Source organism: Streptomyces sp. MK37H (assembly GCF_018035285.1).
Taxonomy (GTDB): Bacteria; Actinomycetota; Actinomycetes; order Streptomycetales; family Streptomycetaceae; genus Streptomyces; species Streptomyces endocoffeicus.
The window spans coordinates 132,520-141,865 of sequence record NZ_JAAAYH010000001.1 but is presented as its reverse complement, the minus strand read 5'-3'; the positions used below and the strand labels follow the sequence as shown (position 1 = coordinate 141,865).

Genomic DNA, 9,346 nt, shown 5'->3' with positions numbered 1-9,346 from the left:
CTCAGCCGGAGGAACAGATGGCAGACAGCCGTGCGGGGACCCCGGCCCCGCACCCTGAAGGACGTCGCGGATTGCTCCTCGTCCTGGCTCTGGTGGTCGTGTTCGGGATGATCCTCATCCTTGCCCGATGCGCCGGCTCGGGCAGCGGACCGACATCCGCGTCGTCGACGGGCCCGTCCACCGCAGCCGCGACGCAGTCGAGTGACGGCTCTGCGTCCCGTGCGACCGCGACGAAGTCAGGCGGCAGCTCACCTCCCGCCACGACCCCGACGACCTCGCGTCCCGACGCACCCACCGGCGCATCATCGACGCCGCCCACGAAGGTGACATCCTCCGCACCGCCCACGGTCAGCACGAAACCGAAGCACCCCAGTACCGTCTACATACAAGTGATTATGACAACCAAGTTCGAAGTGGTCGTGGCCAATGACCGTAATGCGGAACAGTGTTCGCAGGAACTCGACGCGGTGCCCAGCCCGGAGAATGCCTGGTGCACCCTGCCTCTGCCCGCCGGTGACAGTGTCCGGCTCACAGGTGTGCTCAGCGGCACACCCTCCGGGGTCTTCAACCGGGAGCTGGAGCGGGAACCCGCCTGGTACGGCTGCCAGGAGGGAGACGGCTCGCCGACCTGCACCCTGGACCTTGCCAACGGCCACTGGGTATGCCTGGCCAGCCACGATGTGTCCGAACCCTCCGAATCCCTCTGCGAGGGGTATCGCGACTCGGGCCTCCTGGCCCCCGTGCCACCCGGATCCTCAGCACCTCCCAGCGGCGCCGGGCCACCAGGCTCATGACGCGAACCGTGCAGGACGGATGCCGTCGACGACATACCGCGGGCGAGGGCCCTGTCGTCGTTGACGTCCTCCGCCACGGCCTCGATGAGGAACCAGAATGCGCCATGAGACCCGTTGTCGGCTATGCAGCGGTTGTGCACATCCCCGCCGACGACACCCTCCGCCCCCGGGCTGAACCGGCTGACGGGCCGCCGGTCCGCGGCGCTGCGCGCGGTGTCCTGCTGAGACCGGCCCCGGTCCAAGACCGCGGATCAGGAGGAGTGGCTCCGGCAGCCAGGCACCGGCCGCTCGCCCGTGGCGCGCCTGCGCCGAACGGAGCCGGTCGAGGCAGAGACAGCGCCTCGCGGGAGCGTCTCCAGCGCCCCTGTCCGAGGCGGTCAGAGCCGCGGCCAGAGGCGGCCTGTCACTCCTTGCGGGGACCGGTGGGAACGGTGAGCCGCATGACCCATCGCCATTTGGCGATCTTGCGCTGGCGGGCGAAGCCGAAGCCCGCGTACAGCCCTTCCGGCCCCGTGTGGAAGTAGGCCCCGCGCTGCGCAGGCCGCCCCTCGGACTGCTCCGGATACGCCTCGACCGTCCCCCCGCCCGCTGCCACGATCGCCTCCAGCGCGGCAGCGACCGCGGCGCGGGCCACTCCCTGCCCGCGGTGCCCGGAGGCGGTGAAGACGCAGCCGATCCGCCAGTCGGGGAGGTGATCGAGTTCTCTGGCGTAGGCAGCGCTGTTCTTGATGGTGGGCAGCTCCGCCGGAGGACCGAACTGGCACCAGCCGACACACTCGGCACCCGCGTAGACAAGGACCTGATGACAGGTACCGCGCTCGACGTGGGCTCGTTTGCCGGTCTTGTTGTCCTCCGGGCTTGTGGCATTCCGTACCCCTTCGGGGTGGAAGCCCATGCACCAGCAACCGCCCCACACACCGTTGTGCCGCTCCACGAGGGCCGCGAAGTCTTCCCAGGTGTCCGATGTGAGAAGTCGAGTCGAGTACGTGGGTGTTTGCCCTTCCATCATCGCTTCATCATCGAACGTCGCGTGAGCGGCCGCAAGAGAATGGGCCTGCGGCGCGGGCTCCGGGCGCACAGGAGGGGCGAGACAGCTCACCGACGTGGCCCTTGTCCTTCTGGTCGAGCACGCGCCGCCGCCTGAGCTGATGGCTGATGGCTGATGGCCGGAGTCAGGTCACGGGCAGCAGCCCTCGCCCTCGTCATCCGGGCCCAGAGCTGGGCCGGGGCCTCACAGGGCCATCGGCCGATACGCCAGGGCGTGATCGACTACCTCATCGGCCGAGAGCTCCCGGTCCGGCGGCCAGAAGATCAAACTGCTGACGTGTCCAGTGGGGCATGCCAGGGCTCTGTCGAGCATGTCCAGCCAGCTGTCCACCTCCTCTTCGGAGGCGTAGGCCGCATCCATGATCCGCTGAACAAGCGCAACCGCCTCGGCCCGGCCCATCTCCACGGCACCCACCAGGCTCCTCCTCCAATTGAGGTCACCTTAACGAGAGGCATGCCGGCCAGGCGAGGCAGCATGGCCGCACCGTCCTACGGCAACGGGACTTCCGCGCATCGCGAATGGGAGGTCCTTGGCGGGCTTGATGGAATCGTGCCGACCCTTCGAGGTACTCCGGCGACGCCAGAGAGGTCCGGGGGCGTGTCGCACATCGCGCCACTGACGGAGCGGTCTGCACACCCGGTCGGACTTCTCGTCTGTGGCCGGCTGCCTGCATCGCGGTGAACCACCGCTTCGCCTCCGGCTGGAGAGCCCGGCGACCCTGACCGCCCGGATGCGCGTCCTGACGCCGGATGCGCGTCCTGGCGTCAGTGGAGTCCGTAGGCCCGGGCGAGTACGCCCACGGTGGCGGCCATGGCCTGGCGTAGTTCGGCCGGTGCGAGCACCTCGATGTCGGTACCGAGCCGCAGCAACTCACCGCAGGCGTGGTCGGTGCTCTCGGTCGGGATGACGGCCTCGATCCATCCGTCGTCGCCGGCGGGGATCGCGGTGGAGTCCACTGCCCGCACCACCTCCGGGGGGACGTTGTCGGGCAGGCGCCGACGTCCCCGCGGGGACAGGCGGATGGTGGCGGTGCCGGTGTAGCGGCGTGCGTGGAAATCCTCGAGGTAGGAGGCCCAGTACGCGCCCAGGTCGAATCCTTGCGGCCGGTCGAACCGCTCCTCGCTCACCACGGCGTCGAGGACGTGGGCGACCCGGTAGGTGGCGATCCGGCTCTCCCCGGCGGCCACGAGATACCAGATACCGGATTTGAGGACCAGGCCGTAAGGGCGCAGACGGCGGCTGACCTCCTGCGGCGCGCGCCAGCGGCGGTAACGCACCTCCACCGCACGCCCGGTGAGCAGCGCGTCGACGAACAAGGCCAAGTGCGGGGTCGGTTCGGCCTCCCGGTACCAGGCCGGGGCATCCAGATGGAACACCGCCGCGGTCCGCGCCGCCTCCTCGCGCAGTTGCGCCGGCAGCGCGGCCAGGAGCTTCAGCCGCGCAGCGCTCACCTCCGCCGTCAGCCCCAGGTCGGCGGCGGGGCCGGGCAGTCCGGCGAAGAACAGTGCCCGTGCCTCGCCCTCGCTCATCCCGGTCAGGCGGGTGCGATAGCCCTCGAGCAGCTGGTAGCCGCCCCCGCGGCCCGGCTCGGCGTAGACCGGGATCCCGGCTGCCTGCAGGCGCGCCAGATCACGGTAGGCCGTCCGCACCGACACCCCCAGCTCAATGGCGACGGCGCGTGCGGAGACGCGGCCACGGGATTGCAGCAACAACAGAAGCGACAGCAATCGGCCTGCGGACATGCGCGCAATTCTCCTCGAAAAACCCTGACAGCATGTGGCACACCGCTCCCCTAGCGTCAATCGGTGTCCGGCCCCGACCGAACCCGCCGGACATCCATACCTGGAGAAGAGCCCCCGGACAGGAGTTTTCATCATGTCCCCCACCGACGCCGTCGGCCGCCCTGCTGTGATCGAGCTTCGCCAGTACACGCTGCGTCCCGGCCGCCGCGAGGAACTCATCGAACTCTTCGACCGGGAGTTCATCGAAACGCAGGAGGAGACGGGGATGGTCGTACTCGGCCAGTTCCGGGACCTCGATAACCCGGACCGCTTCGTCTGGCTCCGCGGGTTCGAAGACATGACGGTACGGCACCACGCACTGACCGCCTTCTACGACGGACCCGTCTGGGCCGAACACGGTCCCCAGGCCAACGCCACCATGGCCGACTCCGACGATGTGCTGCTGCTACGGCCCCTGACGGCCGGGAGCGGCTTCACCGTCCGCCCCTCCCGCCGGCCCCAACCCGGGGCACCGGCACCGGACCGCTTCATCTCCGCCACCATATGGTCCTTCCCTCCCGGACAGCCGGAGGGCATCACACTCATCCGGGACGGCCTTCTGCCCGTGCTCCACGAGACCGGACCCGCGCCACTGGCCGCCCTCACCACCGAGACCGCGCACAACACCTTCACCAGACTGCCGGTCCGCACCGGAGAAAACGTCGCCGTCGTCTTCACCTCGTACCCCGACGAACGAGCGCAGCGCCGACACCTCGCCGAGATACAGGCACAGCCCCGCACCCGGGAAATCCTGACGGGCCTCAGAAGGGAACAGACGGCAGCTCCCCGGACACTGAGACTGACACCCACAAGCCGCTCGCTCATCCCCTAACTCGGCTAAGCAGGCGGCTTCTCGATACCTCATGACCGCGGGCCATGCGCTGCAGCGTGGCTCTTTCGCGCTCGGAGTCCGAGGCGGCAACCTGAAAGGCCCCAGGAGCGCGGCGGACGAGGACTGGTCGACCAAGGTGGGTCTCTAGGCCCGGTAGGCCGCGGAGATCTGGCCTGCCAGGACAGCGAACGGCATATCGAGCGCAGCGTAGAGGGCGGCGGATTGGGGGGCGGCGTTGTCGGCCAGGGCCTCGACCATGAGGGTGGCGTAGTCGCTGACGATGACGCCCGCCTGCTGCATGCGCAGCAGTCCGGCCTCTCGCTTGGCCTGGCTGAAGGTACCGGAAGCGTCCACCGCGACGTATGCGTCGTACCCGGCGGTCCTCGCGGAGATCGCCGGCAGTGCCGCGCACACCTCGAGCGACACCCCGGCGAAGATCAGCTTCTTCCGGCCGGTGGCCTCGATGGCCTCGCGAACCCGGTCGTCGTGCCAGGCGTTGACCGTACTGCGGTCGATGATCTGCTGTCCGGCCGGCAGCGCCTGGACCAGTTCAGGGGCGGTCGGCCCCCACATGCTGCCGGCCGCGGTGGTGGTGACGACCAGTGGGATGGCCAGTACGGTCGCCGCACGTGCCAGCGCCACTACGTTGTGCTTGAGTTCGCCGAGCGGGATATCCCGGACCCCGGACAGCAGAGCCACCTGGTGATCGAGCAACACCACGGCGGCGTTCTCGCCAGTGACCGGCTCCCAGAACCTGCCGTGCTCACTCATCATCCACTCCCTTGAGGATTGAGCCATTTGAGCCACAGCCGGATTGGCCACTGACCTTGATAGTCAAATTTGCTTACTTTATCAGGATATGTCCTGATCCTGGAGAGTACAAAGACCGGGCAGGGCGTGTCACCCGAAACCCGAATGACAATCCCTGAACCCACCAGCGGCAACCAAAGCCACTGACCCCACAACACCCTGACGGACAACCACCAAAACGGAAGAAACGTCAACCAGAAACCAGAACACGGCCAGTGCACGGCAGCAGGGGCGGTGGGCGCGAGGTCCGTGCCGTCGGGGCCCGGCCGCGGGAACAGCCCGACCGACCGCAGCCCGAGAACAACACCCTCTACCGCGATGACGACAACCGCAGCTTCGCCAGTCTCGTCCTGCGGTGTGAACGGCACAAAGATCCGCCGGGTCCGCCGAACCTCAGCCCGTTTCGACGGTCGCTCATGTCGTACGCCGGAGTGCCGTACGCCGGAGTGCCGCAGGAGGACATGCCACGGGTGCTCGTTGCCGTCCGTGACGGTGTGTTCGATCCGGCCGGCGCTCATGTCCGCCCGCTTCCCGTTCGAGCTCTATGGTGTGGGCCTCACACGGCTTTGTACAGCGGCGGCGATTCTCACCGCGGCCTCCCGTCCCTCGGCGATCGCATGGGCGACACGTCGCGGAACCACGGCGTCGCCGACTGTCAGTACCAGGGGGTTGGTGCAGTCCGGGGCGGCGCGTGGGCGGCGCTCCCCCACCACGACGACCCGGTCCGCCGGGACGGTGGTCATTCCTCCGGAGGTGTGGTGAACGACGGCGACGCCCTGGGGGCCGATGCCGGTTACCGTGCACAGCGGCATGATGTCCAGTTCGCAGGTGCCCGACAACCGTCGCAGCAGCTGGACGCGGCTCTCGGGCGGGATGGCTCCGGCGAAGGCCGTTCCCGGGGTGACGAATGTGATGCGGGGTACTCCCGCGGCTACGGCCAGCTCTACGACATCGCACCCCGGCCACCAGCCGAATCCATCGTCGGCCACGAGCACATGGGCGGCACCGGCCAAGGACGGGACTCCCCGCGCCAGCGCGGCCGACGACACCACGGCCCCGTCCTCGGTCAGCGCTGACGTCTCCACCGCGCCGGTGGCCAGCACCACGGCGTCGAACTCGTCGAGTTCACCGCCCGGCTCCGCCGTCCGCCTCAGACGTACATCGACACTCTCGGCGGACAGCGCCCGTTCGTAGAAGCCGAGCAGTGCGGCCCAACCGGCGCGGTGGGGCGCCAGGGCCGCCGTGGACAGCTGTCCGCCCAGCCGGTCGGTGGCCTCGAAGAGGACGACATCCGCCACCCCGGCGCGGGCGAGACTCAGCGCGCACTCCAGGCCCGCGGGTCCCGCCCCCACGACGGCCGCGCGCTGTCCGGTGACGCGTGCCGGGTGCCACGCGCGCACCAGTGGCGCGGCCGGCCGACGCGGTTCGCCGGGCGGTGCGAGGTCCGGGTTGACCACGCACAGCAGTACCGGGTCGAACGTCCGGCAGTCCTCGTTGCAGGCTACGCAGGGCCGGACCTCCGTCGCACGTCCCGTGAGCACCTTACGCGGAAGGTCCGGGTCGGCGATGAGTGCGCGCGCCATCCCCACCAGGTCGGCTCCGGCCGCCAGGGCGTCACCGATCGCGGCCGCGGTACGGAAGGCGTGGGACGCCACAAGCGGCCGGGTGATGAGCGACCGCAGACGCGCCAGGTCGTCCAGCACCGGCGGGCGCTCGGTGGCCATGTCGCGGACGTACGTGGTGCGTACGCCGACGGTGACGTTGACGTAGTCGACCAACGGATCGACGGTGGGCAGCAGCTCGGCCAGTTCGTCCGGCCTCAGTGCCACGTCCTCCGACGCGTCGACGCTGAAACGGATGCCCAGCAGTGCGGCGGTCGACAGCCCGCGAATCGCGGCGATCACACGTTCCAGCACCTCGAGCCCGTCACGGCGCGGGTTCGTGCGCGGTGAGAGGAACTGCTCGAGCAGGTAGCCGTGGGCGGCGTGGAGTTCGATCCCGTCGAACCCGGCCTCCAGAGCGTGGGCGGACGATACGCGGAACGCCTCCACCACCTCGTCGACCTCGCTGCCGAGCAGAGCGCGCGGCGCCGTCGGCTCACGGGGAGAGCGCACGGCCGCGGGAGCGACCGGTGCGTAGTACGACTGCGCGCCGAGCGTCTCCCGGCCGAGATGGACAAGCTGGCAGACGGCGACCGCGCCTTCGGCGTGAATGGCGTTCACCCGCTGTCGCAGCGGCTCGACCGCCTCCGCGCGATGGAGCTGAAGGATGTTTCCCTGCCGCGGCGCGGACTCCGGTGCCACCGTCGTACCGCCGCAGATGAACAGCGCCGCACCACCGGCCGCCAGACGGCCCCAGTACTCGGCGTCGCCGTCGAGCGGTAGCCCGTCCCGTACGAAACCGCTGGCATGGGCCGTGGCGACCAGCCGGTTCCGCAGTGTCGACGAACCGACGGTCAGCGGTGCGGCGGCTGCCGGAAGATGTGATTCGGTCAAGGTGTCTCACTTCTGATGAAGGGCCGAGCGAGCATGCTCCTGGCGTTGGGAGCTGTCGGCCTGTCCATCGGCGCGGAAGGCGGGCGCGTCGAGGACAAGCGCTCGCCGGGTCGAGCAGCGCGTGGAAACGGCCCTCAGGGAAGGGCCGTACAGTGGGAGCGGGGCGCGGGCCGTTACACCGGGGGCACTTGTACGGTTCCTCCCATGGCCACAACGAGCGGGACCGGATCGAAGTACTCGGCGAAGCGCTGGAGTCGGCAGTCCCGCACCCGGGCCCGGACCACATAGGAGTTGCTGTACTCCGCGCCCGTGGTCCGCAGCCGTGTCGCGCTCCGGTACTGCGCCAGGAGTTCTGCCGGATCGTCGGTGAAGGCGTGAATGGTCACATCGTGGAGGTTCTCCGGCTCGATGAAGTCAGGCATACGGCTGAGGAATTCCACGGTGGCGGCCCGCCCCTCGATACGGCGAGGGAAGTCACGGGGCGCGAACGGCATCTCGAAGACACAGCCGGGGTCCAGGATGTCGCGGATCGCATCGAAGTCCCAGGCGTTGATGGCGTCGATGAACCGGCGCAGCACTTCGGCTCCGGCCGCCCGGGCGCCGGTGCCGCCGGTCACTCGGTCAGTGCTCATCGGCCCTCCTGCCCCTGAACGGTGGCTCGTTGCGGTGCGGGGCTCCAGAGTTCGTCGTCCAGGCTGCCGAGGCGGCCTCGGAAACAGGCGAGTGGAGACCCTGCGCGGGCGCGGGCCCGGTCCACCTCCGCCAGGAACACCGAATGCGTGCCTCCGACGACTTCCCGCACCACCCGGCACTCCAGGGTGGCCAGAGCGCCCACGAGCAAGGGCAGTCCGCCGGGCTCCCGGCAGATGGGCACTCCCGCGAATTTGTCGTCGCCCTTGCGCGCGAACCGTTCGGCGGTCGCGGCCTGGTCCTCGCGCAGGATGTTCACGGCGAAGTGGCCCGAAGCGCTGATCGCCCGCGCCGTGGCGGACCGCTCGTTCATGCACACCAGGAGCATCGGTGGATCGAGTGACAGAGAGCTGACCGCGCTGACGGTTGTGCCGCAGGGCCGGCCGTCCCGCCATGTCGAGACGACGGTGACGCCGCTGGCGAAGTGCCCCATGACGCGGCGGAAGTCGTCGGATGGCGGCATGGTCCGGGGCGTCGCCACGGAGGGCGGGGTGGGAGCGGGAGCCATCACACCGGTCCCTGGCGCAGCTCTTGGTGCGCACGCAGCGTGGCGTCACCGGCGACCCACCCACGGGAGCGCGCGTAGTCGATCATCTGGTCGAAGGCGGTCGTCCACGCCGGGTCCTCGGCAGTGCCTCCGGCGAGCCGGCGGACGGCGTCGATCCGCAGGAACACGTCCCCGTCAGGGCCGATCGAGCCCACGTCCCGGAGTGCGTCTTCGAGGCCGTCCGGGTGTCCGTCCGGACTCAGGACCACGAGTTTGAAGGCGCGGAAGTCGTCGGCTTCCTGTAGCTCGACGGAAGTGGCGGCTGGTGTGCGGAGGTCGACTTGGACGTACATGAAGGTTCCCCTCGCTCGACGGCGTCCGACGGCCGGACGTCGGACGGTTCCCGGGT

10 protein-coding genes are annotated in these 9,346 nt (G+C 69.4%); 2 read left to right on the top strand and 8 right to left on the bottom strand.

Annotated features, from left to right (window positions below):
- Positions 1-395 precede the first annotated feature (395 nt).
- On the top strand, positions 396-794 hold the full coding sequence (locus GWI24_RS00725; RefSeq protein ID WP_210943840.1) for a hypothetical protein: 399 nt from the start codon (positions 396-398) through the stop codon (positions 792-794).
- Between the two features lie 403 nt (positions 795-1,197).
- Here GWI24_RS00725 and GWI24_RS00720 read toward each other — a convergent pair whose 3' ends face one another.
- The 3 genes from GWI24_RS00720 to GWI24_RS00710 all read right to left on the bottom strand — a co-directional run bounded on the left by GWI24_RS00720 (position 1,198) and on the right by GWI24_RS00710 (position 3,584).
- Complete coding sequence (locus GWI24_RS00720) at positions 1,198-1,803, bottom strand: GNAT family N-acetyltransferase (protein WP_247615664.1); 606 nt, start codon at positions 1,801-1,803, stop codon at positions 1,198-1,200.
- Positions 1,804-2,025: 222 nt separating this feature from the next.
- Complete coding sequence (locus tag GWI24_RS00715; protein WP_210943855.1) at positions 2,026-2,241, bottom strand: e9imm peptide; 216 nt, start codon at positions 2,239-2,241, stop codon at positions 2,026-2,028.
- Between the two features lie 365 nt (positions 2,242-2,606).
- Positions 2,607-3,584, bottom strand: a complete 978-nt coding sequence (locus tag GWI24_RS00710; RefSeq protein WP_210943838.1) for a YafY family protein — start codon at positions 3,582-3,584, stop codon at positions 2,607-2,609.
- Between the two features lie 133 nt (positions 3,585-3,717).
- Here GWI24_RS00710 and GWI24_RS00705 point away from each other — a divergent pair, with 133 nt between their 5' ends.
- The gene (locus tag GWI24_RS00705; protein WP_210943836.1) at positions 3,718-4,455 is read left to right on the top strand and encodes a putative quinol monooxygenase; all 738 of its coding nucleotides are present in this window, start codon (positions 3,718-3,720) and stop codon (positions 4,453-4,455) included.
- Between the two features lie 144 nt (positions 4,456-4,599).
- Here the strand turns inward: GWI24_RS00705 and GWI24_RS00700 are convergent, their stop codons facing one another.
- The 5 genes from GWI24_RS00700 to GWI24_RS00680 form a co-directional block, all read right to left on the bottom strand.
- Positions 4,600-5,229, bottom strand: coding sequence for an isochorismatase family protein (locus GWI24_RS00700; protein WP_247615663.1), 630 nt, complete (start codon positions 5,227-5,229; stop codon positions 4,600-4,602).
- A gap of 578 nt (positions 5,230-5,807) precedes the next feature.
- On the bottom strand, positions 5,808-7,760 hold the full coding sequence (locus tag GWI24_RS00695) for an NAD(P)-binding protein (RefSeq protein ID WP_210943834.1): 1,953 nt from the start codon (positions 7,758-7,760) through the stop codon (positions 5,808-5,810).
- Between the two features lie 173 nt (positions 7,761-7,933).
- A complete protein-coding gene (locus GWI24_RS00690; protein WP_210943832.1) occupies positions 7,934-8,392 on the bottom strand; it encodes a nuclear transport factor 2 family protein in 459 nt (152 codons plus the stop codon).
- The gene (locus tag GWI24_RS00685; protein ID WP_210943830.1) at positions 8,389-8,913 is read right to left on the bottom strand and encodes a flavin reductase family protein; all 525 of its coding nucleotides are present in this window, start codon (positions 8,911-8,913) and stop codon (positions 8,389-8,391) included. The genes GWI24_RS00690 and GWI24_RS00685 overlap by 4 nt, the downstream gene beginning before the upstream one ends.
- A gap of 44 nt (positions 8,914-8,957) precedes the next feature.
- On the bottom strand, positions 8,958-9,290 hold the full coding sequence (locus GWI24_RS00680) for a hypothetical protein (RefSeq protein ID WP_210943828.1): 333 nt from the start codon (positions 9,288-9,290) through the stop codon (positions 8,958-8,960).
- Positions 9,291-9,346: the final 56 nt, after the last annotated feature.

What these genes read in the sequence shown, in the direction of transcription:
- GWI24_RS00725 (WP_210943840.1), top strand. Translation starts at nt 396, where the DNA reads ATGACAACCAAGTTCGAAGTGGTCGTGGCCAATGACCGTAATGCGGAA.
- GWI24_RS00720 (WP_247615664.1), bottom strand. Translation starts at nt 1,803, where the DNA reads ATGATGGAAGGGCAAACACCCACGTACTCGACTCGACTTCTCACATCG.
- GWI24_RS00715 (WP_210943855.1), bottom strand. Translation starts at nt 2,241, where the DNA reads ATGGGCCGGGCCGAGGCGGTTGCGCTTGTTCAGCGGATCATGGATGCG.
- GWI24_RS00710 (WP_210943838.1), bottom strand. Translation starts at nt 3,584, where the DNA reads ATGTCCGCAGGCCGATTGCTGTCGCTTCTGTTGTTGCTGCAATCCCGT.
- GWI24_RS00705 (WP_210943836.1), top strand. Translation starts at nt 3,718, where the DNA reads ATGTCCCCCACCGACGCCGTCGGCCGCCCTGCTGTGATCGAGCTTCGC.
- GWI24_RS00700 (WP_247615663.1), bottom strand. Translation starts at nt 5,229, where the DNA reads ATGATGAGTGAGCACGGCAGGTTCTGGGAGCCGGTCACTGGCGAGAAC.
- GWI24_RS00690 (WP_210943832.1), bottom strand. Translation starts at nt 8,392, where the DNA reads ATGAGCACTGACCGAGTGACCGGCGGCACCGGCGCCCGGGCGGCCGGA.
- GWI24_RS00685 (WP_210943830.1), bottom strand. Translation starts at nt 8,913, where the DNA reads ATGCCGCCATCCGACGACTTCCGCCGCGTCATGGGGCACTTCGCCAGC.
- GWI24_RS00680 (WP_210943828.1), bottom strand. Translation starts at nt 9,290, where the DNA reads ATGTACGTCCAAGTCGACCTCCGCACACCAGCCGCCACTTCCGTCGAG.